Annotated in this window: 24 protein-coding genes, 1 tRNA gene and 1 pseudogene; 10 read left to right on the top strand and 16 right to left on the bottom strand. The window is 65.1% G+C overall.

Going from position 1 to position 25,601, the window contains the following annotated elements:
- Nucleotides 1–6 precede the first annotated feature (6 nt).
- Nucleotides 7–570 (top strand): ABC transporter permease, encoded by a 564-nt coding sequence (locus AC5RT3_RS00825; protein ID WP_494051054.1) that lies wholly within the window; start codon nt 7–9, stop codon nt 568–570.
- A 21-nt stretch (nt 571–591) separates the two neighbouring features.
- On the opposite strand, the gene AC5RT3_RS00820 is transcribed toward AC5RT3_RS00825, so the two are convergent.
- Nucleotides 592–2,271, bottom strand: a complete 1,680-nt coding sequence (locus AC5RT3_RS00820; RefSeq protein WP_494051055.1) for a LuxR C-terminal-related transcriptional regulator — start codon at nt 2,269–2,271, stop codon at nt 592–594.
- A 181-nt stretch (nt 2,272–2,452) separates the two neighbouring features.
- On the opposite strand from AC5RT3_RS00820, the gene AC5RT3_RS00815 reads away from it, so the two are divergent.
- Nucleotides 2,453–2,875 (top strand): ester cyclase, encoded by a 423-nt coding sequence (locus AC5RT3_RS00815; RefSeq protein ID WP_494051056.1) that lies wholly within the window; start codon nt 2,453–2,455, stop codon nt 2,873–2,875.
- A gap of 14 nt (nt 2,876–2,889) precedes the next feature.
- On the opposite strand, the gene AC5RT3_RS00810 is transcribed toward AC5RT3_RS00815, so the two are convergent.
- Complete coding sequence (locus AC5RT3_RS00810) at nt 2,890–4,569, bottom strand: AMP-binding protein (protein WP_494123277.1); 1,680 nt, start codon at nt 4,567–4,569, stop codon at nt 2,890–2,892.
- Between the two features lie 93 nt (nt 4,570–4,662).
- On the opposite strand from AC5RT3_RS00810, the gene AC5RT3_RS00805 reads away from it, so the two are divergent.
- Nucleotides 4,663–4,941: a putative quinol monooxygenase gene (locus tag AC5RT3_RS00805; protein WP_009357160.1), complete on the top strand. Its 279-nt coding sequence runs from the start codon at nt 4,663–4,665 to the stop codon at nt 4,939–4,941.
- 63 nt (nt 4,942–5,004) lie between these two features.
- Here the strand turns inward: AC5RT3_RS00805 and AC5RT3_RS00800 are convergent, their stop codons facing one another.
- Nucleotides 5,005–5,430: a thioredoxin family protein gene (locus AC5RT3_RS00800; RefSeq protein WP_494010333.1), complete on the bottom strand. Its 426-nt coding sequence runs from the start codon at nt 5,428–5,430 to the stop codon at nt 5,005–5,007.
- Between the two features lie 126 nt (nt 5,431–5,556).
- Nucleotides 5,557–6,108 carry an acyl-CoA thioesterase gene (locus AC5RT3_RS00795; RefSeq protein ID WP_494123276.1) on the bottom strand — a complete coding sequence of 184 codons (552 nt, stop codon included), beginning with the start codon at nt 6,106–6,108 and terminating at the stop codon, nt 5,557–5,559.
- Between the two features lie 69 nt (nt 6,109–6,177).
- On the opposite strand from AC5RT3_RS00795, the gene AC5RT3_RS00790 reads away from it, so the two are divergent.
- Together AC5RT3_RS00790 and AC5RT3_RS00785 are read left to right on the top strand one after the other, a co-directional pair.
- On the top strand, nt 6,178–6,912 hold the full coding sequence (locus AC5RT3_RS00790; protein ID WP_494051059.1) for an ion channel: 735 nt from the start codon (nt 6,178–6,180) through the stop codon (nt 6,910–6,912).
- 351 nt (nt 6,913–7,263) lie between these two features.
- On the top strand, nt 7,264–8,277 hold the full coding sequence (locus AC5RT3_RS00785; RefSeq protein ID WP_494051060.1) for a LysM peptidoglycan-binding domain-containing protein: 1,014 nt from the start codon (nt 7,264–7,266) through the stop codon (nt 8,275–8,277).
- Nucleotides 8,278–8,358: 81 nt separating this feature from the next.
- Here AC5RT3_RS00785 and AC5RT3_RS00780 read toward each other — a convergent pair whose 3' ends face one another.
- Complete coding sequence (locus tag AC5RT3_RS00780) at nt 8,359–8,784, bottom strand: CBS domain-containing protein (RefSeq protein WP_494123275.1); 426 nt, start codon at nt 8,782–8,784, stop codon at nt 8,359–8,361.
- Between the two features lie 251 nt (nt 8,785–9,035).
- The gene (locus AC5RT3_RS00775; RefSeq protein ID WP_494123390.1) at nt 9,036–11,291 is read right to left on the bottom strand and encodes an Ig-like domain-containing protein; all 2,256 of its coding nucleotides are present in this window, start codon (nt 11,289–11,291) and stop codon (nt 9,036–9,038) included.
- 793 nt (nt 11,292–12,084) lie between these two features.
- Between AC5RT3_RS00775 and AC5RT3_RS00770 the strand changes: the two genes are divergently transcribed.
- Nucleotides 12,085–12,453 carry a hypothetical protein gene (locus AC5RT3_RS00770; RefSeq protein WP_494051062.1) on the top strand — a complete coding sequence of 123 codons (369 nt, stop codon included), beginning with the start codon at nt 12,085–12,087 and terminating at the stop codon, nt 12,451–12,453.
- 65 nt (nt 12,454–12,518) lie between these two features.
- Here the strand turns inward: AC5RT3_RS00770 and AC5RT3_RS00765 are convergent.
- Both AC5RT3_RS00765 and AC5RT3_RS00760 read right to left on the bottom strand, forming a co-directional pair.
- Nucleotides 12,519–12,600, bottom strand: a tRNA-Tyr gene (locus AC5RT3_RS00765).
- Between the two features lie 170 nt (nt 12,601–12,770).
- The gene (locus AC5RT3_RS00760) at nt 12,771–13,025 is read right to left on the bottom strand and encodes a hypothetical protein (protein WP_494051063.1); all 255 of its coding nucleotides are present in this window, start codon (nt 13,023–13,025) and stop codon (nt 12,771–12,773) included.
- A gap of 190 nt (nt 13,026–13,215) precedes the next feature.
- On the opposite strand from AC5RT3_RS00760, the gene AC5RT3_RS00755 reads away from it, so the two are divergent.
- The gene (locus AC5RT3_RS00755) at nt 13,216–13,707 is read left to right on the top strand and encodes a YajQ family cyclic di-GMP-binding protein (protein ID WP_009357171.1); all 492 of its coding nucleotides are present in this window, start codon (nt 13,216–13,218) and stop codon (nt 13,705–13,707) included.
- A 156-nt stretch (nt 13,708–13,863) separates the two neighbouring features.
- On the opposite strand, the pseudogene AC5RT3_RS00750 reads toward AC5RT3_RS00755, so the two are convergent.
- Nucleotides 13,864–14,047 (bottom strand): annotated as a pseudogene (locus AC5RT3_RS00750) (protease HtpX); the annotation flags it as partial.
- A 162-nt stretch (nt 14,048–14,209) separates the two neighbouring features.
- On the opposite strand from AC5RT3_RS00750, the gene AC5RT3_RS00745 reads away from it, so the two are divergent.
- The 3 genes from AC5RT3_RS00745 (at nt 14,210) to AC5RT3_RS00735 (ending at nt 16,945) form a co-directional block, all read left to right on the top strand.
- Nucleotides 14,210–14,695: a Fur family transcriptional regulator gene (locus AC5RT3_RS00745; protein ID WP_494010325.1), complete on the top strand. Its 486-nt coding sequence runs from the start codon at nt 14,210–14,212 to the stop codon at nt 14,693–14,695.
- A gap of 7 nt (nt 14,696–14,702) precedes the next feature.
- Nucleotides 14,703–16,184, top strand: a complete 1,482-nt coding sequence (locus AC5RT3_RS00740) for a catalase (RefSeq protein WP_494123274.1) — start codon at nt 14,703–14,705, stop codon at nt 16,182–16,184.
- 125 nt (nt 16,185–16,309) lie between these two features.
- Nucleotides 16,310–16,945 (top strand): DUF2461 domain-containing protein, encoded by a 636-nt coding sequence (locus AC5RT3_RS00735; RefSeq protein ID WP_494123273.1) that lies wholly within the window; start codon nt 16,310–16,312, stop codon nt 16,943–16,945.
- A gap of 50 nt (nt 16,946–16,995) precedes the next feature.
- Here AC5RT3_RS00735 and AC5RT3_RS00730 read toward each other — a convergent pair whose 3' ends face one another.
- The 7 genes from AC5RT3_RS00730 to AC5RT3_RS00700 form a co-directional block, all read right to left on the bottom strand.
- Nucleotides 16,996–17,598, bottom strand: a complete 603-nt coding sequence (locus AC5RT3_RS00730) for a TetR/AcrR family transcriptional regulator (protein WP_494051066.1) — start codon at nt 17,596–17,598, stop codon at nt 16,996–16,998.
- An 87-nt stretch (nt 17,599–17,685) separates the two neighbouring features.
- Complete coding sequence (locus tag AC5RT3_RS00725) at nt 17,686–19,251, bottom strand: amino acid permease (protein ID WP_494123272.1); 1,566 nt, start codon at nt 19,249–19,251, stop codon at nt 17,686–17,688.
- 173 nt (nt 19,252–19,424) lie between these two features.
- Nucleotides 19,425–19,832: a DUF779 domain-containing protein gene (locus AC5RT3_RS00720; RefSeq protein WP_494051068.1), complete on the bottom strand. Its 408-nt coding sequence runs from the start codon at nt 19,830–19,832 to the stop codon at nt 19,425–19,427.
- Complete coding sequence (gene adhP / locus AC5RT3_RS00715; protein WP_494123271.1) at nt 19,832–20,854, bottom strand: alcohol dehydrogenase AdhP; 1,023 nt, start codon at nt 20,852–20,854, stop codon at nt 19,832–19,834. The genes AC5RT3_RS00720 and adhP overlap by 1 nt, the downstream gene beginning before the upstream one ends.
- Before the next feature lie 39 nt (nt 20,855–20,893).
- Nucleotides 20,894–22,417 carry an acetaldehyde dehydrogenase ExaC gene (gene exaC / locus AC5RT3_RS00710; protein ID WP_494051070.1) on the bottom strand — a complete coding sequence of 508 codons (1,524 nt, stop codon included), beginning with the start codon at nt 22,415–22,417 and terminating at the stop codon, nt 20,894–20,896.
- A gap of 246 nt (nt 22,418–22,663) precedes the next feature.
- Nucleotides 22,664–24,001: a helix-turn-helix domain-containing protein gene (locus AC5RT3_RS00705; RefSeq protein WP_494051071.1), complete on the bottom strand. Its 1,338-nt coding sequence runs from the start codon at nt 23,999–24,001 to the stop codon at nt 22,664–22,666.
- Between the two features lie 160 nt (nt 24,002–24,161).
- Complete coding sequence (locus AC5RT3_RS00700; RefSeq protein WP_494051072.1) at nt 24,162–25,592, bottom strand: FAD-dependent oxidoreductase; 1,431 nt, start codon at nt 25,590–25,592, stop codon at nt 24,162–24,164.
- Between the last annotated feature and the right edge of the window lie 9 nt (nt 25,593–25,601).

The raw sequence follows: 25,601 nt of genomic DNA, 5'->3' as shown, positions 1-25,601 counted from the left end.
GCCTGGGTGAGAGCCCCGGCCTTCGGCGGCCAATCCACCCTGCAGTGGTTCCTGCCTGGCGTGGTGGTAATGATCGCCCTGTTCGGCACTTCGATGACCGGTTCCTACGAGCGGATCCTCGCCACTCCCCTGTCCCGCTCTTCACTGATGATCGGCCAGGCGCCCAAGGAATGGGCGCCGCTGGTGCTCCAGGGACTCCTTGTCGCCCTGGTTTGCATCCCGTTCGGGTTCGTCTTCCACCCGCTGCATGTGCTGCTGGGCCTGGTGATCCTGGGAATCTTCGGCATCGGCCTGGGCGCACTCTCCTACTCCCTGGCGCTGGTGTCGCAGAACAAGGAGCGGATCTTCTGGGGCGTGCAGCAGACCCTGCTCTTTCCGCTGATGATCCTGTCCGGGATCATGCTGCCCATCGAAGCCGGTCCTGCCTGGATGAAAGACCGCCAGCCTGTTCAATCCGCTGACTATCAGCCGCGACATCCGCTAGGACTTGAGCGCGTGCAGGCCCGCGACGGCGTGTTCTTCCCCGCCCGCCGTCCACGATCAACGGCGCCGCCGGCAACCACTGAATAGCGTGCGGTGCTCAGCGCCGGGTCATTCGTAACCGCGCCTGGCGGCGTACACAGCCGCCTCGGCCCGGTTGCGGAGTCCCAGTTTCTCCAGGACGCTGCTGACGTGGTGGGCGGCGGTCTTGCGGCTGATGAACAGACGCCCGGCAATTTCCTGGTTCGAGTACCCCTGTACCAGCAGCCCCAGGATTTCCTGCTCACGCCGGGTGAGGACCCCTGACCCACGGGGGATGGAGCGGCCGGTGGCGCCCCAGGACCGGAGCAGCGCCGCGGCCACGTCCGCGTGGTGGGATGCACCCAGCCGGTCCAGTACGGTCATCGCCGCCCGTGCCTCGGCTACAGCGAGCGGGGACTGGCCGTCGCGGGCCATGACCTGGGCAAGTTCCAGACGGGTCTGCGCGGCCTCGAGCGGAAGGTCCAGGATCCCGAACCAGCGGAGGGCGTCCTCGAAGCAGCCCCAGGCAGATTCAAAGCTGCCAGCAGCCGCCGCCACACGGCCCCTGGCCAGGGCGGCGTGCGCGGACAGCAGCCGGACTTCCCCGGCGCCGGCGTCAAGTTCGGCCAGCTGCCGGGCAACAGCGGCGGCTGCGGCGGAATCGCCCGCGGCCAGGTGGGCCTCAACCAGCAGGCCGCGGGCACCTGCCGTTTCCAGCGGCGAGCGCTGTTCACCGGTATGCATCGGCGGTACGGAGGCGCCGTCGTGGTTGCTGCGGAGCCAGCGTTCGGTCAGAGCAACGGCTGACGCCGGCTGGTTGGTGGCCAGTGCCAGGCCGGCCGCGGCGAGGCTGGTTTCCACCGGGGCTCCGATGCTGTCGATGAAGGCCCTTGCTTCATCAAAGTGCCCCTGCCGGAGCCGGAGCTCGGACAGGCCCGCAATGGTCCGGTGGTACATGCCGGGGAAGACATCCCTGGTGGCGTCGGCGGCCCGGCGCAACTCGTCCTCCGCTTCGGCCCAGTGCCCGGTCAGCAGGAGGACCTGGCCGTGGACCATACGGCACTGGGCGTATAGGTAGGGACAGCCGTAGGACTTCATCCAGTCATCGGCGGCTTGGGACCATTGCCTGGCGCGTCCCAGATCGCCCAGGAGCTCGCAGACCGACAGCATCGAGCAGCTGGCCATGATGACTGTGTAGAGCGTGGTGCCGTCGCCGCCGAGGGCGCTCGCCATGGCCTCGTCCACGCACCGCAGGCCGGCCTGCACCTCGCCGTCTTTGACCAGGATCACCCCGCGTTCCGCCAGCGCACATACCGTCAGGTCCGCGTCGCCGAGTTCCCGGGATGCCGCCAGCGCACGCTCCACCAGGTCCCGGCAGCGCCGGGCATCGGTGGAGAGCAGGGCCGCGCAATAGTCCAGCCAGGCGAGGGTCTGCGCGTCGTCGGGCTCGGCCAGGCTTTCGGCGCGTGCCAGCCAGCCCCGCGCGGCGGCTTCGTTGCCCAGGGACATGCCATAGACCAGGCACAGCCAAATGGCAGAATCGATCGCGTCGGGTACGCTTCCAGCCCGCCGGCTGGCGGCGTAGGCACGCTCTCGGCAGTGGACGCTGCCGCTGGCGTCGCCGAGGAAGAAAAGGGCGTCGCCCAGCCCGGCAAGTGCCTCCGCCGACCCCGATTCCGCCAGCGCTTCCTCGAATGCCGTGCGCGCCTCCGCCCACCGTCCTGCTTCCAGTGCAGCGTGGCCCTTCGCTGTTGATTCCTCCAGCGTCACGGTTCAATTAGAGCACTCTGCGGGTGGGTTCCCTAGGGATTCACCGACCGGTGCCCCGTCCGACTGTCCGGCCCGGGACCGGTCCAAAAGATGGGTCAGTTGCCCCATCCGCCTGGTCCGGCACCCCGGCAGTCTGGAGGTGTCCGGCGAACGGACAGCACACCTCTTGAAGGAGCCAGCAATGAGTATTGAAGCATTTGCCAAGGCAGTGGAGATCATCAACGCCCATGACGCGAAGAGCTTCGCCGCCACGTATGCCGACGATGCGGTGGTCCACGATCCGCTCTACCCGCAGCCCTTGAAAGGACGGGACGCCGTGGAGCAGGACATGGTGGAACTCCTCCGGGCCTTCCCTGACATGCAGTTCTCCACCGGCCCCCTGCTGCAGGACGGCGACACCGTCGCGGCGGAATTCACGCTGCGGGGAACCCACCAGGGGCCGCTGGCATCACCTGAGGGGGAGATCGCCGCCACCGGCCGGTCCATCGAAAACCACGGCGCCGTCTTCTCCAGGTTCGACGCCGACGGTAAGGTCACGGAGGAACGCCGCTACTACGATGCCGCCGGCCTGCTGGGCCAGCTGGTAGCGGCAGCGGAGGGGTAGGCAGTTCCTGACCCTCACAGCCCCAGCCGGGCCACGGCCTCCTCGCGCATCTGAACCTTCCGGATTTTCCCGGAAACCGTCATGGGGAAGCTGTCCCGCACCTCCACGTAGCGCGGGATCTTGTAGTGGGCCAGGTTCCCGCGGCAGAATCCGGCAACGGCGTCCGCGTCCAGCGGTTCTGCGCCGGGTTTGAGGATGATGCAGGCCATCAACTCCTCGCCGTACTTCTCGTCCGGCACCCCGATCACCTGCACGTCCTGGATTGCAGGATGGGTGTAGAGGAACTCCTCGATTTCGCGGGGGTAGATGTTCTCGCCCCCGCGGATCACCATATCTTTGATCCGCCCCTCGATCACCACGTACCCGTCGTCGTCCATGTAGGCAAGGTCCCCGGTGTGCATCCAGCCGTCCGCGTCGATGGCCTCCGCTGTCTTCTCCGGCTGGTTCCAGTACCCCGCCATCACGGCGTAGCCGCGCGTGCACAGCTCGCCGATTTCACCCCGCTCCAGCACATCTCCCGTGGCAGGATCGATAACCTGGCTTTCCAGCTGCGGCATGGTGCGGCCCACCGTCTCCGTCCGGTGCTGCAGCGTGTCCCCCTGCCGGGTCATGGTGGACACCGGCGAGGTTTCGGTCATGCCGTAGCAGATGGCCACATCCTTCATGTGCATGTCCGATACGACCCGTTTCATGACCTCCACAGGGCACGGCGAACCGGCCATCACGCCGGTGCGCAGCGTGGACAGGTCATAGGTGGCGAAGTCCGGCAGGGCAAGCTCGGCGATGAACATGGTGGGGACCCCGTAGAGGGACGTCCCGCCGAAATCCTGCACGGCCTCCAGGGCTGCCGCGGGCGAGAATCCCCTGCCCGGGATGATGGTGGCGGCGCCGCGGCTGAGGGCGTTCAGGTTCCCGATGACCATGCCGAAGCAGTGGTAGAACGGCACCGGGATGACTACCCGGTCGTGCTCGGTGTACCCGAGCAGTTCCCCGATGGCATACCCGTTGTTCAGGATGTTGTGGTGGGTCAGGGTGGCACCCTTGGGAAACCCGGTGGTGCCGGACGTGTACTGCAGGTTGATGGGGTCATGCGGGTCCAGCTCCGCCATCCTGGCCGTCAGGGCGGAATGCGCGACGGCGTCCGCGCCCTTCAGCAGTTCGGCGTACGTCAATTCCGCCGCACCCAGTGGGGCCACGCCGCCGTCGGGCCCCTCACCGCCGGGGACCGGAAGGAAGACCAGTTCACGCAGGTCCGGACTTTCGGCGAGCGCCCGTCGCGCCATGCCCACGAAGTCGCTGTTCCGGTCCGACGGGGCCGTCACCAGCATCCGCATGCCGTTCTGCTTCACCAGGAATTCCAGTTCGTGGCTGCGGTACGCCGGATTGACGTTGACCAGGATGGCGCCCACCTTGGCGGTGGCATACTGCAGCAGGGTCCACTCGGCGCAGTTAGGGCTCCAGATCCCCACCCGCTCCCCCTTGCTGATGCCCAGGGCGAGGAGCCCGCGGGCCAGCCGGTCGACGTCGTCGTTCATCTTGGTGTAGCTCCACCGCCGGGCATCCGCGCCCGGAACCGGGCCTGCCTCTATCAGCGCGTCGTGGTAGGGAAACCTCGCCACCGCCCGCTCAAAGTTGGCGCCGATGGTCTCCTCGAGCAGCGGAATGTCAGTGTCCCCGGCTGTATAAGCACGCATGCTGGCACGCTACCAACAGGTCCGGCGCAAATGAAGCATCCCCGCCCGCGCAACAGAACGGGAGCTGGTGCGTGGGCCGGTATTGTGAAATCCATGAGTGCACCGATCGACCTGCAGGCAACGTTCATCCCCAACGAAGGCGAATTTTTCCGCGTGAAGCTCGCGCTGGAAATCGCCATCGACGAGGTGGTGAACGAGCCGGGCTGCATCCGCTACGAACTGACGGAAGCCACCGAGGAGAAGCTGGTCCTGACCGAACAATGGGCCTCGGAAGAGGACCTGGAGAAGCACTCCAAGGGCATCGCTGTGCAGGACCTGAACGAATCGCTGAGCGCACTGCTCGCCGAACCCGTCAAGGTGGAGCGCATCTAGCGCAGCCTTAAACAGCGAAGCGGGACCCTTCTGAGGGGTCCCGCTTCGCTGTTTAAGGAAGACTTAGAGGTCGGGGATCTGGGAACCGTCCTGGGGGCCCGCCGGCTTGCTGGCGGCAGCCGCGGCCTCTTCCCGCTGGCGTGCCACGTGGGCGTGGACTTCCTCCATGTCCAGCGCCTTCACCGCATCCACCACCTGTTCGAGCTGCTGGGCGTTCAGGGCGCCGGGCTGCGAGAACACCAGCACCTTTTCGCGGAAGGCCATCAGGGTGGGGATGGACGTGATGCCGGCCTCGGCGGCCAGCTGTTGCTCGGCCTCCGTGTCCACCTTCGTGAAGAGGACATCCGGGTGCTTCTCGGAAACAGCCGAGTACGTGGGGCCGAACTGCTTGCAGGGCCCGCACCATTCAGCCCAGAAATCGACCAGGACAATATCGTTGCCCTCAATGGTTGACGCGAACTGTTCACCTGTGATGTCAAGGGTAGCCATGTGTCCACGCTACGCGGGATGGTTGCCGATGTCGCGGCCACAGGGCGGTTGTTCGCTCCCCGCGTCATCGGGAATAACCCGGAACGCCGTCATATTCATGCAGCACCGGGGCACCTAGCCTGGGGATCAGCCCCTGGCCCAAAGATGCGGGGCTGGTGTGCGGCTGCCCGGCAGCGCGCTGGCTGCACGCCAATCGTGGAGCCAGTCCGGAAGGACCAGGTCCGCTGGGGGTGCGCCGAATTCGCGCAGGATCTCCTCCAGACCCACGGGCCCGGCCTTGGTGACCAGGCGGGTGGCGATGTAGGCACGCGCGTAAATTTCGCCGTCGGCCACCATTCGCTGCTCGAAGTAGATGGCTTTGGCATCCAGCCCGATAATGCGCGTTTCAATGCTGTACCGCTGCCACAGCTGCAGCGACTTCCGGAAGCTGATGGTCTCGGCGGCCACAACGGGGCCCCAGCCGCGGCGGCGCATGTGCTTCCACACGCCGCTGCGGACCATCAGGTCGAACCGGCCCAGGTCCATGAGGGACAGGTACATGCCGTTGTTGACGTGCATGGCGATATCGATGTCCGTTGGGAGCACCCGCAGCGGCAGCGAAGAGCTGTCCCACACGGTGATCGGCTGCCGGCGGACGGAGGTGAACAGCAGGAGGAGGGTTCTCAGGAGCAGGTGCATCCCCCTATATTACCCGCGGGTAACATAGGGCCCGCGACCGGGTGCCGACGGCCAGCTAGGATTTCGTCCATGACCCAACAACGCTACCGGGACCTGGCGGAGTGGCCGCTGATGGCAACCGCGCTCGTGTTCCTGGCGGCCTATGCCTGGCAGGTCATCGGGCGGGTCCAAGGCGGCGGAGCCATCTGGCTGGAAGCCGTCATGTGGGCCACCTGGGGGATCTTCGTCGTGGACTATGCGGCAAACGTGTGGCTCGCCCGGGACCGGTGGAACTGGTTCGTCCGGAACCTGCACGAACTCCTTATAGTGGCCCTGCCGCTCTTCCGTCCCTTGCGCCTGCTGCGGCTTGTGACACTGTTGTCCGTCCTGCACCGGACCATCGGCGAGACCCTGAGGGGCCGCGTGGTCACGTACGTTGCCGGTTCTGCCGCCCTGCTGGTTTTCGTCGGCGCGCTCGCTGTCCTCGATGTGGAACAGTCCGCGCCGGATGCCAAGATTGTCACTTTTGGCGATGCGCTGTGGTGGGGAATCACAACCATCACCACAGTGGGTTATGGGGACATGTATCCGGTGACCCCCATCGGCCGGCTGGTGGCAGCCGCCCTCATGATGAGCGGCATTGCCGTCCTTGGCGTGGTGACCGCGTCCATCGCCTCGTGGCTGGTCCAGCGCGTGGAGGATACCGCCGAGACCGTGGCCGAGGCAGTGGAGGAGCCGGTCCGGGTTGAAGTGGCGGAGCTGGTGGCAGAGATTGCCGCGCTCCGCCGGGAGGTTGCGGAACTCAAGGAGCAGCGCACGCTCTAGGCGCTCACCGAGCAAGTATCGGGCACCCGCCGCTTTGCGTAGCAGCTCCGCCGCCGGCAAGTACCGGCCTCGAAAATTCGGGTATTTCCTACTGGTGCCCGGACCTGTACGCACTTCCTAGACTCGGGATTCCTAGGACCAAATACGCGCTGGCGGGTCCCCCGGGTTGGCTTCCAGGGGGTGTCCGCTTCCTCGCGGAGCCTCCGTATTTTCTGGGTGTGCGGACGCCTCCATCCCGCGCTGCTTGCGGCCCGGTTACACACCGGAGCCGTCGGAGCGCTGCACCTCGATCCGTCCCGCCTGCCGCTGTTCCTGCGTGCCTGGCCGGGACCGACTCCGGATGGGCCACCCATGAACCAGCCTTACCTCACCAACCCCGAAGCCGAGAGCAGAAGCTTCGCCACCGACGAACCCCGAACCGACCTTGTTGCAGTCCGTCCGGCCATCAGCAACCGGTTGTGGGCGGGCATGGCCACAGCCGCCGTGGTTGCAGCCGTGGGCGTTGGAGCCCTCGCGGCGCCCGCTTCCCTGACCGAAAGTACGACGTCGTCCGGCCAGGTTGCCGGCGCGGTGGCACCTGCGGAGGGCGCTGCCCCGGCAGTGGATGCTGCCAGCCAGGAACCTGCTGCTGCCGTCCCGGCAGAGGCAACCCCGGCGGCCGAAGCACCCGCTCCTGCAGAACCTGCACCAGCAGAAGCGACCCCCGCGGAACCTGCGGCTGCCGAACCGGCACCGCCGCCCGCACCGGAACCTGCGCCCGCCGCCGCAGACCAGAATCTTTATACGGTGGTGGCCGGCGACACGGTGGGGAGCATCGCGGCCAGGCATGGAGTGGACACGAATGCCATGCTGGCCGCGAACGGGCTGGGCCCGTACAGCATCATCGTCCCGGGCCAGACGCTCGTCCTGACCGGCCCGCCGGTGACAGCCCCGGCGGCCGCCGCACCCGAGGCCGTCCCCGCCGCGGCTCCGGCTCCTGCACCTGCTCCTGCTCCTGCTGCGGCACCCGCTCCGGCCTTGGTTCCCGCAGCACCTCCAGTCCGGACCATCTATGTGGCCGGCGCCGGTGGCCAGGCAATGGTGGACGCCTGCATCGGCCCCATCCACTACACCCCCGGCGATGCATACTCACTCTTCATCACCGAGCATGATTACTGCGGCGGCTGGGCACGTTTCTCCGGGATCGGAGTAGGCGAAACCGTGAGCATCCCCGGCTATGGCACTTACACGGTGACGGCCAGGGGCCAGGTCCCCAACCCGGGCACCACCAACGATGTGCTGAATGTCTTTGGCGGCTTCCCCCGGGCCATCCTGCAGACCTGCATCCCGGGGACCAGCCAGATGCTCCTGATCGCGCTGAACTGACCTTTTCAAAAGTTTGTCCGCGGGTCCGAACCCTCAAGGGCTGGATCCGCGGACAAGGGGCAGGTTGCTGCCGCGTTGGCGCTACACGTGGTGCCGTTCTGAAATGTGCTCCACCAGTTCGCCAACCCGCTGTTCCGAGTAGTTGCGGGCGATGTCGCCCTGGCTGATGATGCCGACCATCTTGTGGTCGGAGATCACCGGCAGGCGCCGAACCTGGTGCCGTTCCATCATGTCGATGGCTTCGTCCACGTTGGCGTCGGCATCTACCCAGTAGGGCGTCCCGGTTTCCAGTTCGCGGGCCATCATGTCGGCCGGGTTGCGTCCGGCGGCGACGCACTTGAGCACAATGTCGCGGTCGGTGATCATGCCCTTCAACTTGCCGTCATCACCGCAAATCGGCAACGAGCCGCAGTCAAGGTCCATCATCATCCGGGCTGCGTCCACCAGGGTCTGGTTTTCGGTAATACATCGTGCATCCGTGGTCATGAATTCACGTACAGCACTCATTGAATCCTCCTTCATCGATGGATTTATCGACGCAAGGCATCGGGGCACCAGCGCCGATATCGCCAGACTACGCCGGGCCGGTGCAGGTGTCGATGGCGGATTTTGTCTGTACGGAGCTGCCCGGTTGTCCCCCGCGGACGGACTACTCCCCTCATCGTTTCAGGGGGAATTGACTATGGTGCGGGGACATTTAGCGGGCACGAGAAGCCTCCGGAACCTGGTGGTTCCGGAGGCTTCTCAACAAACCTGGCCTACCTGTAGGTGAGCACCAGCTTGGGTGCGTATGCGCCGCTGGACGCTTCCTTGGAATTGAGATCCAGGCCGTCGCTGCTGTTGGCGTCCATACCTAGAGAGAGCTGTTGGCCGAGCTCACCGGCCAGAGCGGTGGCCGACAGCGTAATGCTGTAGTTCGTGTTAGTCGTTGTCGGACCCGGTAAGGTGCCGAGGAGGGCACCCAGCGTCAGCCGACTGTCGTACGTGATCCCCGTCTCGGACCAGGTGTCAGTAGCTATTAGCTTGATGTTCTGCGAACCCGTCGACCCACTGCCCGCGCTGCGCAGCTGCAGCGTGGCACTCTCCAGCGTCTTCCCCGCAAGCCCGGTCAGGTCGAACTTGAAGTACGCGACCTCCACGGGACTGTTGTCCACGCCCAGCACAGTGCTCGTGCCATAGTTCGTTGTCGTAGCCCCGCTGGAGACATAGGTATCTGCAGTGGCCGTGAGCGTGACGGTCTGGGACGTGCCGCCGCTGGCGGCAGCCGTGGTGAAGGTCCAGGTCTTGGCCGATGCCAGGGCGTTGCCGGCAAGATCCTTCGCTCCGGTGGAGATCGTCGCGGTGTAAGTCGTGCCGGCGGCCAGATCGGCCGTCGGATCCAGGGTCGCGACTTTGCCCGTGCTGTCCAGAACCACATTGGCCGACACCGCGTTGGTGCCATTCTTCAACGTGAATGACGGCGTAACCGTTGATCCGTTCATCGCTTCCGAGAAGGTCGCCGTCACGTTCGACGCAACTGCCACGCCTGTGGCAGTGTCAGCCGGAGAAGTGCTCGTCACAGTCGGTGCCGTTGTATCAGCAGTCCCCGCGGGAGCCGTGGTGAACGTCCACGTCTTGTCCGACGCAAGCGCGTTACCGGCGGCATCCTTGACTCCACTGGCGCCGCCCTTGATCGTGGCCGTGTAGACCGTACCGGCTGCAAGGTCCGCACCAGGGTCTAATGTGGCAATCTTGCCGGTGCTATCCAACGACACAGCCGCTGATGCCGCCGGCGTCAGCGTGAACGTGGAGGATGTCACCGATGACCCACTCATCGGCTCTGAGAACGTGCCCGTCACATTCGCCGTTGTTGCCACACCGGTCGCCCCGGCAGCCGGAGAAGTACTTGTCACAGTCGGAGGGGTCGTGTCCGTAGTCCCGCCACTGCCGCTGCTGCCCTCGTAAAAGTGCCAGTACCGGCTGGTGGCGTTCACATCGGCGAGCAACAGTAGGCCGCTGTTCGCCGTGCCGCGTGCAGAACTGTTGAGGTTCTGCTTGGTTGATGTGACGTTGTGGACATACTGGTCCGCATCCACAATCCGGGCCGTCTTTGTGGTGGTGAAGCTGATGGTGTCCAACGGGGTGGACTTCTCGTAAATTGCTCCCCCGGAACTGGTGCAGGCACCGGCGTTTGTCGTGCCGCTCGGCTTCGGATACGTGGCGAATGTACGCAGCCTCTGGGCGGCTTCATCAATCAAAACGATCACCCGGTTGGGGCACTCCGCCACGGTAGCGATCGTGTGCGCCGACCACGCCGCCGTCGAAACGTTCAAAGCCAACAATTGGATCAGCGGCTGGGACGAAGACGTAAACGAGGTCTTGATGGCGGCGAAAACCTTGTCAGACGAAGAATCCAGCCACTTAAGGTTCATATGGTCATCACCGCTGCGCTGTCCCGAAACCGCCGCGACCGGAGTGGACCACGTTGTGTTCGCCGCGCCATCAGCGCGATAGCTCCAGTACATGCCATCGGTAGAGTCCCCGACCTGGCGGCTCCACATCACGCCGACCTTGTTTCCGCCGAATGCAATCACAGCCGACGTGTCGTCAATGGACACGTTGCTCAACGATGCAGGATGCGGGAACGGTGTCCCCCACGTCTTGCCATCCGTTGCAGTGACATTCAGGTAGATCCGGTTCCCCTGCTGCCACGTGGCCCACAACCGGCCTGTGGAGTCTTTGTCGATGGACAGGGCTTCGACGCGGTAGTTGTTGATTTGAGATGAGCCCAGGCTGGTATACGTCTTGGTGCTCGAGTTGTAGCTGTAGCGGCGCAGCGTCGTCGGGTAGTTCGGTTCAGCCGCTACGCCGTCGTTGACGAACCGGTAGCTCGCCACATACAGGGTGGCTCCGTCCCAGAGCACGTCGTGATGGGTGCTCGCACGCGTTTCCGTCGTCACACCCGTACTGGCCCACGAGCTCGTTGAAGGGTTGAACCGGAAAATCTCAAAATCCGAGCTTGCCGTGTCCCACATGTTCCCCCACCAGATCCCGTCGTGGAACCATAAGCCGCTCGTGGACCGCTTCGTCCCAGTCGGCGTTCCCGTCCCCGAATGTGATGGACCCTCCACCCCCACATCACCCGTCGCCGCCGATGCCGGAACCGGCACCACCAGGGCAGCAACGGCGAGCAGCAGCGCTGTCAGCAATCCATGGAATCTCAGGGCTCGAAACCTGCCTGGGCGGAGAGTTGTTCTGCGTCGATCATCCTGCTTCGCGCCGGCCTGCTTGGTCCTGCGGCCATCACCGAAGCCGCTCATGGAAAAGGACGAAGGGTACATCATGATTGCTCCCCGGAATGTCAAATAATCCTCAAGTTCGTCCAGTCTCAGGCGCTCCAAAATGGAAAGCAATCCCTAACCGCGGCTACGTAACCCCCCTAATTTTCCACTCCTCGAACCCCTACCAGAGTCGCCTGCAAGCAGTGGCTTGGCAGCAAGGTGTGACATAGAGTGTGGCTACCATTTTCTCTTCGGGGACATCATGAAGCCTTTCTGCCTGATACCGGTTCTCATCCTGACGCTTGCCTCCTGCACCTTGCCCCCACCCACCTCGGATGGTCCCTCCTCGGGAGCGGCCACCGAAGCGGCTGCCTCGCCTTCGGCGCCATCATCCCCGACGGCTCTTGCGGCTCGTCCCTACCGGGTCACCACTGGATCGGGTGCCGAGATCAACTTCTTGCTGCCCGCGACTGCCGCTGACACTGGGATCGCCGCAATCGAGGCTTACCGGGTCAAGGCTGGCGCGGCCCCCGTTTCATATCTTGTAGTGGATGTTGACAACCGCAGAGGGACTGAACCCGTCAACCTGTACGCGATCAGCGCCTTTGATACAAACGGACGCCAGGTCACGTTCTCCAGTGTTGCCGACGTAATCCACAGTTGGGGACCGACCTACAGCTACGATTTCGGCTGGAAGATGGGCGATGGCAGCGCCGTTGACGAGGCAGTAGCCGGCGAGCTAAGGCGCGAAGCTACCGACCTGCACAGCGCCAACTCGAACAACAACGTCGGTGTGGCTGAACAGTCCAGGATTGTTCTGGCGGCGCACGACGCCCATCTGCCCTCCGAGTTCGTGCGGGTTACCGTGCAGCCCTTCGGCATGGGTGCGGAAGAGGAGGCCACGCCCGCCTCCTAACCCCAACCGCCGGAGCAACAAAAAGGACCCGCCTGGATCTGTATAAGATCCAGACGGGTCCGCTGTGGCAGATGAGGGATTCGAACCCCCGTAGGCGTTGCCAGCTGATTTACAGTCAGCCCCCTTTGGCCGCTCGGGTAATCTGCCGAACTTCTCAAAAGAAGACCCGGGCTGCAGTCTTCAGAACGTCCGTTTCCGGGCCGTTCCGCTTCCAGTAACCGCGGGCAAGACAACTTTACAGAACTTATGCCGAAGAATCGAATCGAGCCCCAGCCAGGCGTTCAAACCCCTGTACTTCGCGGAATTTGGGGGAGCAATCACGCCTCGCCCAGGATCCTCCCGGCAAGCTTCGCCTCGAACTTTTCGGCCTGTTCCTCGGTGATCTGGTTCAGCTGCACCGCCCGCTGCAGGTCCGCATGGACTCCCTCGAGGCGGGAGGACGGGTCGGCCACCGGGCTGAAGATGACTGATGCGGCCACGGCAGCCGCTGCCACCGATGTTGCCGCCGTGGCCACAGCCCCGGCCGCGGCGGTAGTTGTTCTGGCGACGTACGTGGCGGCTTTGCGGTGCATTGGTGTTTCCCTTTCGAGCTGCTCTCCAACAGGTATAACCTTCCCCCGCGCTCCTTGGTTCCCTCCCGACGTCCGCTGAGAGGGAACTGTGAATCCTGCCGCCCGCCGGGCGGCGCATCCGTATTAGGCTTGAAAGCAGTGATCCCAAGCCCTGTTTGAGCGCAGGGCTCCCACCCGTAGAAGGAGAGTCATGGCAGGCGAGTCAACGTTCGACGTCGTAAGCAAGGTGGACAAGCAGGAAGTCGCCAACGCCCTCAACCAGTCCCAAAAGGAAATCGCCCAGCGCTACGACTTCAAAGGCGTTGGCGCCGAGATAGACTTCAGCGGCGAAAAAATCCTCATGAAGGCCAACTCGGAAGAACGCGTCAAGGCCGTCTTGGATGTGTTCCAGTCCAAGCTGATCAAGCGCGGCATCTCGCTGAAGTCCCTGGACAGCGGCGAGCCCTACGCCTCCGGCAAGGAGTACCGCCTCGAAGCCTCCATCAAGGAAGGCATTGCCCAGGACCTGGCGAAGAAGATCAACAAGCTCATCCGCGACGAAGGGCCCAAGTCGGTCAAGTCCCAGATCCAGGGTGACGAGCTCCGTGTCTCGTCCAAGTCCCGCGACGACCTGCAGGCCACCATGGCACTGCTGAAGGACTTCGACGAAGCCGACCTGCAGTTTGTGAACTTCCGCAGCTGACGGCGGTTCGCCGTCGTCCTTTGACGCGATTTACCTGCCGCTACGGAAGAGGCCGGCGCACCCGGAAGATGGGGTGCGCCGGCCTCTTTTGCGTGTCGGGAACAGCTACGGCGTCCAGGGCCCGACGGCGACGCCCGGCTGCCGCAGCGGGTGGCCGGCCAGCCGCTCCAGCAGGGCCATGGCGATCACCGCAAGCGGGTTGGCGTTGCGGCGGTCACTGCCGCCGAAGAACAGCACCACCTGGCCCACCGAGGTGATGACACCCGCGACGGCGGCCGCCACGGACGAGGTGAGGATGTCCGGGTTGTAGGTGCATTAGTTCGTGGCCCAAGATACGCCGCCGTCTTCAGCCTGTTGTAATGCCGATGCACGTCCATTCCCCTCTGTTCTTTAGCTGTTACAGCCTAAGAACTGGACGGCGGGGCCGATCGTCCCAGCCCGGTTTTCCGAGGTTAGCCAACCCTTATTGTGAGATATTCATAATAAGTGCTTCAATGGAGCCATGACGGAGCACTACGACGGCCACGAGGACTGGGCTGGAGCCCTGCGCGCCCACGGCCGCCGGGTGACCAAGCAGCGGCTTGCCGTGCTGGCCGCCGTCGAACGCCACCCCCACTCCCCTGCCGAAAGCATCCTTGCTGCTGCCCGGGCAGAACTCCCCGAGCTGACCGCGCAGTCCGTTTACGTGGTCCTTGGGGACCTCACCGACCTGCACATGCTGCGGCGTTTCGAACCCCCGCACTCCCCCGCGCTGTACGAAACCCGGGTTGGCGACAACCACCACCACGCCATCTGCATCAGTTGCGGCCGCGTGGAGGACGTGGATTGCGCCGTCGGGCACGCGCCGTGCCTGACGCCCCACTGGGATGAGAACGCCAAGCCGATGACCATCCAGATCGCAGACGTCATGTACCAGGGCATCTGCCAGGACTGCCAGCAGTCCCAACAACTTCCTTCCAATCGTCCCTCGCAAGTAACAGAGAAATAGGAGAATAATGACTGTCGTTTCGACAACCCAGTCTGGTGCCCCCGTCACATCCGACGCGCACTCCAAGTCAGTTGGTGCCGATGGTGCCATCATCCTGACTGACCACTACCTGGTGGAAAAGCTCGCCCAGTTCAACCGCGAGCGGGTTCCGGAGCGTGTGGTGCACGCCAAGGGCGGCGGTGCATTCGGCACGTTCAAGACCACCGAGGATGTCTCGAAGTACACCAAGGCCGCGTTCCTGCAGCCGGGCGTCGAGACCGAGATGCTGATCCGTTTCTCCTCCGTGGCCGGCGAGAACGGCTCCCCGGACACCTGGCGTGACCCCCGCGGTTTCGCCGTGAAGTTCTACACCTCCGAGGGCAACTACGACCTCGTGGGCAACAACACCCCGGTGTTCTTCATCCGTGACGGCATCAAGTTCCCGGACTTCATCCACTCCCAGAAGCGCCTTCCCGGCACGCACCTGCGCGACGCTGACATGCAGTGGGACTTCTGGACCCTGTCTCCCGAGTCCGCCCACCAGGTCACCTGGCTGATGGGTGACCGCGGCCTGCCCGCTTCCTGGCGTGAAATGCAGGGCTACGGCTCGCACACCTACCAGTGGATCAACGCCGACGGCGAGCGGTTCTGGGTCAAGTACCACTTCCACTCCAACCAGGGCGCGAAGAACATGACATCCGAGCAGGCCGAAGCACTGGCCGGCTCCGACGCCGACTTCTACATCCGCGACCTGCACGAGAACATCGAAGCCGGCAACCTGCCCTCCTGGGACCTGCACGTCCAGGTCATGCCCTACGAGGACGCCAAGACCTACCGCTTCAACCCGTTCGACCTGACCAAGGTCTGGCCGCACGCCGACTACCCGCTGATCAAGGTGGGCACCATGGAGCTGAACCGGAACCCGGAGAACTACTTCGCGCAGATCGAGCAGGCCACCTTCGCGCCGTCGAACTTCGTGCCGGGCATCGCCGCCTCCCCGGACAAGATGCTGCAGGCCCGCATCTTCTCCTACGCGGACGCACACCGCTACCGCGTGGGCACCAACCACGCCCAGATCCCGGTGAACCAGCCCAAGAGCCAGGTCAACAACTACAGCCAGGACGGCGCCGGACGCTACCTGTTCAACGCCCCGTCCGTTCCGGTTTACGCCCCGAACACCTTCGGTGGCCCGGCTGCACTTGAACCGCAGAACCCGGCAGGCGGCTGGGAGAACGACGGCGAACTGACCCTCGCCGCGCACTCCCTGCACGCCGAGGACGGCGACTTCGTCCAGGCCGGCACCCTGTACCGCGAGGTCTACGACGAAGCTGCCAAGGCCCGCTTCCTCGAGACCATCACCGGCGCCGTGGGCGGCGTCAAGCGCTCCGACATCAAGGAACGCGCCATCCAGTACTGGACCAACGTTGACGCCGAACTCGGCGCCAAGCTGCGCGCCAACCTCGGCGCAGCACCCCTCTCCGACGCTGAGGCAGCCAACAAGATCGGCTGATTCTCCGCTCGCTGAGCAGTGAAACCACCCCGTCATGGATGTCCGTGGCGGGGTGGTTTTTTGCGCTGTCCACATAGCAGCAGGATCTCTGGCCCGCCGGCCTGGGCGCTCCCTAGGATCGCTGTATGACAACTTTCCAGGGCATACCTGCCGCCGCTTTCGGGTTCTATGCCGACCTGCAGGAGAACAACAACCGGGAGTGGTGGCTGGAGCACAAGGACAGCTACCAGTCACTGGTCCGTGATCCGCTCGCCTCGCTCCTGGCGGAGCTGGAGCCCCGGTTCGGGCCTGGCCGGCTGTTCCGCCCCAACCGGGACATCCGGTTCTCACTGGACAAGTCCTCCTACAAAACGGCCCAGGGCGCGTTCGCCTCCGTGCAGGAAGGCGTGGGCTATTACCTCCAGGTCAGCGCGGAGGGCCTGCTGGTGGGCGGCGGCTACCACTCCCACTCCCCCGCCCAGCTGGTGAGGTACCGGAACGCGGTGGACGCCTCGGGCACGGGCGAGTCGCTGCGGCATATTGTGGACGCCGTGGCCACCGCGGGCTTCGCGGTGGAGGGAGAGAAACTCAAGACGGTGCCGCGGGGCTATGACCGCGACCATCCGCGGGCCGAACTCCTTAAGCACAAGTCACTTGCGGCGAGCGTAGACCTGGGCCAGCCTGCCTGGCTGGAAACTCCTGCCGCAGTCGGCGAAATCTCCGGGCTGTGGGACCAGCTGCGCCCGTTGGTTGACTGGGTGGGCCGCCACGCCGCCCCGTAGCAGCCGGCGCCTGTTCCGGATTTTCGCTGGGCTGCGGTGGGCTGACCTGGTCAGGCTTCCTGCGCTGCGGCCAGGCGGGTCTCGAGGTTGTTGAAAAAGACCGAGAGCATCAGTTCGAAAGCCTTGGTGGCCGCCTCCGGCTCATTCATGACCACGAAGTCGAACTGCAGCCCGTAAAAGGTTGAGGTGAAGAGCCGGGCGTCGGTGTCCGCGTATTCCTCGGGGATGCCCTGCACCACCAGCCAGTCGCGGGTCTTGTGGTGGAGCATCCGGAAGTGTTCCTGCGAGGTTCCGCGGGGTTCTGCCGCCACGATGTCCTGGGCGGTGGCCTCGAATTCGAGCCGGGTCAGGTGGCGGTTCCGCTGGGCCATGGTCCACTGCCAGGACTCAAGCAGGAACTCCCGCCAGGCTGCGCGGTCGATGTCCCGGACATCGCTGTTCCGCATCCTGTCCAGGCGGGATTCGATGGACACCACGATGTCATTGATCAGCTGCTCCCGGTTTCCAAAGTGGTAGACCAGCACGTAGGCACTCATGCCCAGCCCTTCCGCGAGGCTCCGGAAGGTCAGCTCCGCCAGGGTCTTGTCCATCAGGTAGTCGAGGATGGCGCCCAGCAGCTCGGCTTTTCGTTCGGTTCGTGTCGGGCGTGCCATGAATCCATCCTACGAGCCGGCGCCGTTCCGGAAGCCGGGCATGGAAATGCCCGCCCGGGGCCGGCCCGGGCGGGCATATTAGGGCTCTCAGGCCCGCGAGTACTCGTCTTCGTTATCGGAATCGCGCTGGTCCGCATCGCTGTCGGATACAGCCGCGCCGTTGACGGCGATGCTGGCTGCGCCGAAGCGTTCGTTGAGGCGCGAGTGGCGCTGGCCGTAGGCAAAGTAGATCGTCATGCCGATGGCCAGCCAGATGGCGAAGAAGATCCAGGTCTCCACGGCCAGGTTGGTCATCAGGTAGAGGCAGAGCACTGCGGAAACGACCGGAAGGACCTTGCCGAACGGGACGCGGAAGGCGGGCTTCAGGTCCGGCCGCTTCTTGCGCAGCACCAGGATGCCCAGGCTGACCACAACGAAGGCAGACAGGGTGCCGATGTTGATCATTTCCTCGAGCAGGTCCACGTTGGTCAGCCCGGCCACCAGGGCAACCGCGGCGCCGCAGAGGACCTGGAGGCGGACCGGCGTCGCGCGCTTCTCGCTGGTCTTGGACAGCGCCCGGGGCAGGAGGCCGTCGCGGCTCATGGCCAGGACCACGCGGGACAGGCCCATCAGCAGCACCATGATCACGGTGGTCAGGCCCACCAGGGAACCGAACGCGATGATTTTCGCGGCGGAGGTGTCGCCCACGGCTTCGAACGCGGTGGTGAGGGTGGGGTTTTCCGCCTCGGCCAGCTGGGTGTAGGAGACCATGCCGGTCAGCGCCAGCGACACCAGGATGTAGAGCAGGGTCACCAGGGCCAGTCCGGCGAAGATGCCGCGCGGCAGGGTCTTCTGCGGGTTCTTCACTTCCTCGGCGGAGGTGGCCACCACGTCAAAACCGATGAAGGCGAAGAACACCAGGGCTGCGCCGGCGAAGATCCCCAGGGTGCCGTACTGGGCCGGGGCCGCGCCCGTGAGGAACCCGAAGAACGACTGCTTCAGGACGTCGGCGGCACCGGTGCCGCCCGTGGGCTCGGCCGCGGGAATGAACGGGGCGTAGTTTTCGAACTTCACATAGGTGAAGCCCACCACGATCACGAACAGGACGACGCCGATCTTAATGAGCGTGAAAATGTTTCCCACCCGGGCGGACAGCTTGGTGCCGAGCACAAGCAGCACCGTGAAGACGGCAACGATGAGGAACGCGCCCCAGTAGAGGTCCACGCCGCCCAGCGAGACGGCCGGCGGAATGTCCGCCCCCATGAGGGCGAACACCTTGCTGAGGTAGATGCCCCAGTATTTGGCGATCACGGCAGCGGCGGTGAAGAGCTCCAGGATCAGGTTCCAGCCGATGATCCAGGCAAGGAGTTCGCCCATAGTGGCGTAGGTGAAGACGTAGGCGGAGCCCGCCACCGGGATGGCGGTGGCGAATTCGGCGTAGCACATGATCGCCAGCGCGCAGGTGATGGCGGCGACGGCGAAGGACACGGTGACGGCGGGGCCGGAGAAGTTGGCTGCGGCCTTGGCGCCCACCGAGAAGATACCGGCGCCGACAGCAACGGCGACGCCCATGATCATGAGGTCCCAGGTGCTGAGGGAGCGCTTGAGCTTGCGTCCGGGCTCATCGGCGTCGGCTATCGACTGCTCGATGGATTTGGTCCGGAGAAGGTTCATAGGGGATCACAATCCTGATTTCGGATGGAAACAGACTTATCCACGATAGTGTCCATCCACTGGACGGTCCCAATTGTTCCGAATGCTGAGACGCTGGTTTCAACGAACTTTGTTCCGTAAAAGCACTTGGGGCCCTTCTGATGAAGAGCCCCAAGTGCTTTAGACCGAACTAGCTAGCAAGGCCAGTCCATCAGGGTGGACCGGATCAGGAAGCGCTTGCCCTCCGGCGCCTCCACCGAGAAGCCGCTCCCCCGGCCGTTGACCACGTCAACGGTCAGGTGGGTGTGGCTCCAGTAGTTGAACTGCTCCCGGGACATCCAGAACTCCAGCGGCCGTGGTTCCACCCCGCCGGACAGGTCAAACAGCCCCAGCAGGACGTCGGAGTCGCCGGTCAGGAAGTCGCCCACGGGATAGCACATGGGCGAGGACCCGTCGCAGCACCCGCCGGACTGGTGGAACATGAGCGGCCCGTGCCGGAGCCACAGCGAGCCGAGCAGATCCGCGGCCGCCGGGGTCAGCGCAACCCGGGAGAAGTCCTCCCCGGGCAGTGTCACGGCGGCGTGGAGCCGGTCCGGTGCCATCAGAACCTCAGGACCACGCGGCCGTCGATCTTGGCGTGCTTCATCTCGTCGAACACCGTGTTGACCTCGGAAAGCTCCCGGACCGAGACCGTGGGATGGATCTTGCCCTGGGCGTAGAAGTCCAGCGCCTCCTCCATATCCTGCCGGGTGCCCACTATGGAACCGCGCACGGTGAGGCCCTTGAGCACAATCTCGAAGATCGGTGCCGGAAAGTCTCCCGGCGGCAGGCCGTTGAATACGATGGTGCCGCCGCGGCGGGCCATGCCGATGGCCTGGCCGAATGCTGACGGGTGCACCGCAGTCACCAGGACTCCATGGGAACCTCCGGTTTCGCGCTGGATCACTTCAACGGGATCCTCGTGCAGGGCGTTGACGGCCAGTTCAGCGCCGTGGGCCTTGGCGAGGGCCAGCTTGTCATCGGCGATGTCGACGGCGGCCACCCGCAGTCCCATCGCCACGGCATACTGGACGGCAATGTGGCCCAGGCCGCCGATGCCCGAGATGGTGACCCACTGGCCGGGCTTGGCTTCGGTCATCTTCAGGCCTTTGTAGACCGTGACGCCGGCGCAGAGCACCGGTGCCACCTCGACGGGGTCGGAGCCCGCCGGTATGCGGGCGGCAAAGCGCGAGTCCACCAGCATGTATTCGCCGAAGGAGCCGTCCACGCTGTAGCCGCCGTTCTTCTGAACTTCACACAGGGTTTCCCAGCCCGTGCGGCAGTACTGGCAGTCGCCGCAGGCGGACCACAGCCAGGCGTTGCCCACCAGGTCGCCAACGGCGAGGTCGGTGACGCCCTCGCCGAGGGCCACTACTTCGCCCACGCCCTCGTGGCCGGGAACGAAGGGCGGCGCGGGCTTGACCGGCCAGTCACCCTCGGCGGCGTGGAGGTCCGTGTGACAGACGCCGGTGGTGAGCACCTTGACCAGCGCCTCCCCCGGGCCGGGGGTGGGAACGGCGATGTCCTGGACCTGGAGGTCCTGGCCGAATTCGTTTACTACTGCTGCTTGCATTGTCGTCGTCATTGGCGAAATCCTCGCGTCGTTGTAGCGGAAGTGGAGCGTTTAGAAGAAGCCGAGCTTGTTCTCGTTGTAGCTGACCAGCAGGTTCTTGGTCTGCTGGTAGTGGTCCAGCATCATGGCGTGGTTTTCGCGTCCGATGCCCGAGGACTTGTAGCCGCCGAACGCGGCGCCCGCCGGGTAGGCGTGGTAGTTGTTGACCCAGACGCGGCCGGCCTGGATTTCACGGCCGGCCCGGTAGGCGATGTTGCCGTTGCGGGACCACACACCGGCGCCCAGGCCGTAGAGGGTGTCGTTGGCGATGCCCATGGCGTCGTTGTAGTCGCTGAACTTCGTCACCGAGACAACGGGCCCGAAGATTTCCTCCTGGAAGATCCGCATCCTGTTGTGGCCCTCGAACACGGTGGGCTGGACGTAGTAGCCGCCGGCCAGGTCCCCCGGCAGTTCGGCGCGGCCGCCGCCGGTGAGCACCTTGGCGCCCTCCTGCTTTCCAATGTCGATGTAGGAGAGGATCTTCTCCAATTGGTCGTTCGAGGCCTGGGCGCCCACCTGCGTGTCGGTGTCCAGCGGATTGCCCTGCACCATCTTCTCCACCCGGTCCACGGCGTCGGCCATGAAGGAGTCGTAGATGTCCTCCTGGACCAGGGCGCGGGACGGGCAGGTGCACACCTCGCCCTGGTTGAAGGCAAACAGGGCGAAGCCTTCCTGGGCCTTGTCGTAGAAGGCGTCGTTTTTCTGCGCGACGTCGTTAAAGAAGATGTTGGGGCTCTTGCCGCCGAGTTCGAGCGTGACGGGGATCAGGTTCTGGCTGGCGTACTGGCTGATCAGGCGGCCCGTGGTGGTCTCCCCGGTGAACGCGATCTTGCGGATCCGCGGGCTGGAGGCCAGCGGCTTGCCGGCCTCGACGCCGAAGCCGTTGACCACATTGAGGACGCCGGCGGGGAGCAGGTCGCCGATGAGTTCCATCAGCACCAGGATGGACGACGGCGTCTGCTCGGCGGGCTTGAGGACGACGGCGTTGCCGGCTGCGAGTGCCGGTGCCAGCTTCCAGACTGCCATCAGGATGGGGAAGTTCCAGGGGATGATCTGGCCCACGACGCCGAGCGGCTCGTGGAAGTGGTAGGCGGTGGTGTCGTCGTCCAGCTGGGAAAGGGTGCCCTCCTGGGCTCGGACGGCGGAGGCGAAGTAGCGGAAGTGGTCCGAGGCGAGCGGAAGGTCGGCGTTGAGTGTCTCGCGGACGGGCTTGCCGTTGTCCCACGTTTCGGCGACGGCGAGCATCTCCAGGTTCTCGTCAATGCGGTCGGCGATCTTGTTGAGGATCGCGGCCCGCTCCGCCACGGAGGTCTTGCCCCAGGACGGGGCTGCCTTGTGGGCCGCATCAAGGGCGAGGTCGATGTCCTCGGCAGTGCCGCGGGCCACCTCGCAGAAGGCCTTTCCTGTCACCGGCGTGATGTTCTCGAAGTACTGGCCCTTGACGGGGGCAACCCACTCGCCGCCGATCCAGTTCTCGTAGCGGTCCTTGAAGGTGACCTTCGAGCCCTCGGTTCCGGGCTGTGCGTAAACGGTCATTTTGCTAGCTCCTTTGCTGTGCAGAAGGCGGCCCGGTTCGGGCGCTTGCCGTTGGAGCCAGCGTAGGAGTGCGCAGGTTGCAGCCAGGTTGCAACCCTGTGTCACAGGTCACTACATAGAGCTAGTCGTACGTGGACCCACGCCCGCCGGGTTCCCTGGCCGTGGAGCTGCCCGGCGAGGGCCCCAGCCCGAGCTTGCGAGCGCAGGGCGCCGGGCGGACTTGCGAGGTTAGGGAGCGGGTGGGGACTAGGCGCGGAGTTCGGCTTCCAGCCTTTCCAGGTCCGCGACGACGGCGGCCCGCTTGGGTGAGCGGGCGGGAAGGAGGCGGAGCGCGGCGCGGCGGACGCCGACGTCGTCCCTTGCCTCGGGGAGCTCCGCGTACTTCAGGAGGGACTCGGCGCTGCCATCGGTCAGGACCGCCTCCCGCAGCAGGGACGAGACCCTGTTCCGCAGCTCGATAATGCCGGGCGCTTCCGACCGCGGAAGGACGGCGCCGCGGTAGATCTCCAGCGCGATGCGGTGGGCGCCGCGCTGCAGGCAGCTCAACACCTGGCCGCTGTCCGGCACCAAGTCAAGGGGAAGGCGGTAGGGCCGGGAACCGGGGACGGCATCCGGATGGAGCTGCTGGAGGACCTTGCGCAGGCGGACCATCTCGGCACGGAGCGTAATGGTGGAGCCGTCACCGGGATAGAGCAGGACGCTGAGTTCCTCCGCTGTGAGCCCGTCCGGGTGCGTGCTGAGCAATGCAAGAATCTCGCTGTGCCGGGCAGACAGGACCACCGTCTTGCCCTCAAGGCTGAGCAGCGCCTGGTCGCGGCCCAGCAGCTGGAGGCTGTTCCTGTAAAGGCTGCCTTCCTTGCCCCCAGCGCGGGGTGCGCGGGGCGCGGAAGCTGTGGACCGGCGTCCTGCGGGCCTACCGGCGAGATCGGCGGCAAGCTGCAGCCGCTCGACGCGCAGCTGCGCCTGGGCCGCGGCAACCGTTGCCTCCACAAGGGACAAGGTGTGCGGCGCAACGGCGGTGTCCGTCCCGGTGATGTCCACGACGCCCAGGACCGCGCCGGAATCGGGGTCGTGGAACGGGACGGCGGTGCAGCTCCACGGGTGGACCGCCCGCTGGTAGTGCTCGGCCCCGGCAATCTGGATCCCCCGGCCCAGGGCCAGGGCGGTGCCCGGTGCACTGGTGCCCACGGAGGCCTCGGACCAGTCGGCACCGGCCACGAACATCATTCCCTCGGCGCGGCGCTGCAGGACAGGGTCACCCTCCACCCACAGAAGCCGGCCCACCTCGTCACCCACCGCCACCAGCAGGCCGCTGTCGTGGCTGGGCTGGACCAGGAGTTTACTAATCACCGGCATGATGGCCGCCAGCGGGTGCTGGCTCCGGTAGTCCTCCAGCTCCTCGCGGTCCATGGCCAGCGGGGCAGCGGGATTGTCGGGGTTCGCCTTGAAGCCTGCGGACCGCTGCCACGACTCACGGATCAGGCTGCGCAGGCCGTTGGGGTCCTGGAGGGCGCCGCCGTCGAGCTGTTCATGCGCGGCCAAAGCGCTGAGCTGCAGCGGGCCGGGCTGGATCAGGTTCTGCATCGAACTCCTGTACTGCCTGCGGGCACGGCCTCATGACGCCGGCCAAGGGGTGGTCGCAATTCTAACCCCCGCGGGCCCAGCACGGGTCAAGAGTTTTTGGGCAGATAAAGCGACCTTCGGGGCACGGAAGTCGCCATATCTGGACAAAAACTCTAGGGGGTTAGGTGCGGGAGATGCGGATCATTTCCTCGCGCGGGACCACCTTGATCCGTTCGCGCAGGACAGCCTCTTCGGCTTCGTTGGCCACCCATTCGGCACCGAGGGCAGCCTCATGGGCATCGAGCTTGATCCAGCCCTCCCACGTGGTGTACTCGATGCCGCGCTCTTCAAGCAGGTCGATGATGGCCTGCGGGTCCGGGTTCTCGGCCGGCGGCAGGCTGAGCCGGTCCTCGAGGAGGAAACCGATGGTCTCCAGGGCGTCGCCCTTGGTGTGGCCGATGAGGCCCACCGGTCCGCGCTTGATCCAGCCGGTGGCGTAGATGCCCGGAACCGGCTTGCCGTCCGCGTCCAGGACCCGGCCGCCCTCGTTGGGGATGACGCCGCGCTTGGCGTCGTACTCCAGCTCGTCCAGGGCCGACCCGTGGTAGCCGATGGCCCGGTACACGGCCTGCACGGGGTAGTCGATGTACTCGCCCGTGCCCTTGGCGTTGCCCGTGCCGTCAAGCTGCATCCGCTCGAACTTGATGCCGCCCACCTTGCCCGTGCCGTCGTCAAGCACTTCCACAGGGCTGTGCAGGAAGTGCAGGTGCAGGCGCCGGGAGGACGGGTTCTCGGACTCGGCGTGCTCTTCCACCAGCCAGTTGGTGAGGGTGTTCACCATGGTCTTGATCTGGTTGTTGCTGCGGATGGCTTCGTCGGAGGCCTCGTCGAACTCGAAATCCTCCGGGTAGAGCACAATGTCCACGTCATTCATATGGCTGAGCTCACGCAGTTCCAGCGGGGTGAACTTCACCTGGGCGGGGCCGCGGCGGCCGAACACGTGGACGTCAGTCACCGGAGAGGACTTCAACCCCTTATAGACGTTGTCCGGGATTTCGGTGCTGAGCAGTTCCTCCGGATGCTTGACCAGCATGCGGGCCACGTCCAGGGCCACGTTCCCGTTGCCGATCACGGCGATCTCTCTGGCATCCAGCGGCCACTCGCGGGGAACGTCCGGGTGCCCGTCGTACCAGGAGACGAAGTCGGCGCCGCCGAAGGAGCCCTGCAGCTCAATCCCCGGAATGTTCAGGTCCGCATCCTTGACCGCACCGGTGGAGAAGATCACGGCGTCGTAGAAGGCCCGGAAATCGTGCAGGGTCAGGTCCCGGCCGTATGTGACGTTGCCCAGGAACCGGATGTCGCCGCGGTCCAGGACCTTGTGCAGGGCGTTGACGATGCCCTTGATCCGGGGATGGTCCGGGGCAACGCCGTACCGGATCAGACCGTAGGGTGCGGGGTAGGCCTCGAAAAGGTCGATGCTCACCTCGAAGTCCCCGTCCTTGACTCCGCTGGACTTGGTGAGGATGTCCGCAGCGTAGACTCCTGCCGGTCCTGCGCCCACAATGGCGACGCGGAGTGGACGGGTGGAAGCTGATTCGCTGGAGTTGGACACCTGGAGCCC

The organism is Arthrobacter sp. Y3221159 (assembly GCF_059089885.1).
This window is presented reverse-complemented; position numbering and strand designations above follow the sequence as displayed.

Coding starts and splice junctions, on each gene's coding strand:
- AC5RT3_RS00745 (WP_494010325.1), top strand. CDS start 14,210: ATGACGGAGCACTACGACGGCCACGAGGACTGGGCTGGAGCCCTGCGC.
- AC5RT3_RS00775 (WP_494123390.1), bottom strand. CDS start 11,291: ATGTGGGACACGGCAAGCTCGGATTTTGAGATTTTCCGGTTCAACCCT.
- AC5RT3_RS00730 (WP_494051066.1), bottom strand. CDS start 17,598: ATGGCACGCCCGACACGAACCGAACGAAAAGCCGAGCTGCTGGGCGCC.
- AC5RT3_RS00785 (WP_494051060.1), top strand. CDS start 7,264: ATGAACCAGCCTTACCTCACCAACCCCGAAGCCGAGAGCAGAAGCTTC.
- AC5RT3_RS00795 (WP_494123276.1), bottom strand. CDS start 6,108: ATGCACCTGCTCCTGAGAACCCTCCTCCTGCTGTTCACCTCCGTCCGC.
- AC5RT3_RS00760 (WP_494051063.1), bottom strand. CDS start 13,025: ATGCACCGCAAAGCCGCCACGTACGTCGCCAGAACAACTACCGCCGCG.
- AC5RT3_RS00810 (WP_494123277.1), bottom strand. CDS start 4,569: ATGCGTGCTTATACAGCCGGGGACACTGACATTCCGCTGCTCGAGGAG.
- AC5RT3_RS00705 (WP_494051071.1), bottom strand. CDS start 24,001: ATGCAGAACCTGATCCAGCCCGGCCCGCTGCAGCTCAGCGCTTTGGCC.
- AC5RT3_RS00780 (WP_494123275.1), bottom strand. CDS start 8,784: ATGAGTGCTGTACGTGAATTCATGACCACGGATGCACGATGTATTACC.
- adhP (WP_494123271.1), bottom strand. CDS start 20,854: ATGACGACGACAATGCAAGCAGCAGTAGTAAACGAATTCGGCCAGGAC.
- exaC (WP_494051070.1), bottom strand. CDS start 22,417: ATGACCGTTTACGCACAGCCCGGAACCGAGGGCTCGAAGGTCACCTTC.
- AC5RT3_RS00815 (WP_494051056.1), top strand. CDS start 2,453: ATGAGTATTGAAGCATTTGCCAAGGCAGTGGAGATCATCAACGCCCAT.
- AC5RT3_RS00720 (WP_494051068.1), bottom strand. CDS start 19,832: ATGGCACCGGACCGGCTCCACGCCGCCGTGACACTGCCCGGGGAGGAC.
- AC5RT3_RS00725 (WP_494123272.1), bottom strand. CDS start 19,251: ATGAACCTTCTCCGGACCAAATCCATCGAGCAGTCGATAGCCGACGCC.
- AC5RT3_RS00800 (WP_494010333.1), bottom strand. CDS start 5,430: ATGGCTACCCTTGACATCACAGGTGAACAGTTCGCGTCAACCATTGAG.
- AC5RT3_RS00735 (WP_494123273.1), top strand. CDS start 16,310: ATGACAACTTTCCAGGGCATACCTGCCGCCGCTTTCGGGTTCTATGCC.
- AC5RT3_RS00755 (WP_009357171.1), top strand. CDS start 13,216: ATGGCAGGCGAGTCAACGTTCGACGTCGTAAGCAAGGTGGACAAGCAG.
- AC5RT3_RS00805 (WP_009357160.1), top strand. CDS start 4,663: ATGAGTGCACCGATCGACCTGCAGGCAACGTTCATCCCCAACGAAGGC.
- AC5RT3_RS00790 (WP_494051059.1), top strand. CDS start 6,178: ATGACCCAACAACGCTACCGGGACCTGGCGGAGTGGCCGCTGATGGCA.
- AC5RT3_RS00740 (WP_494123274.1), top strand. CDS start 14,703: ATGACTGTCGTTTCGACAACCCAGTCTGGTGCCCCCGTCACATCCGAC.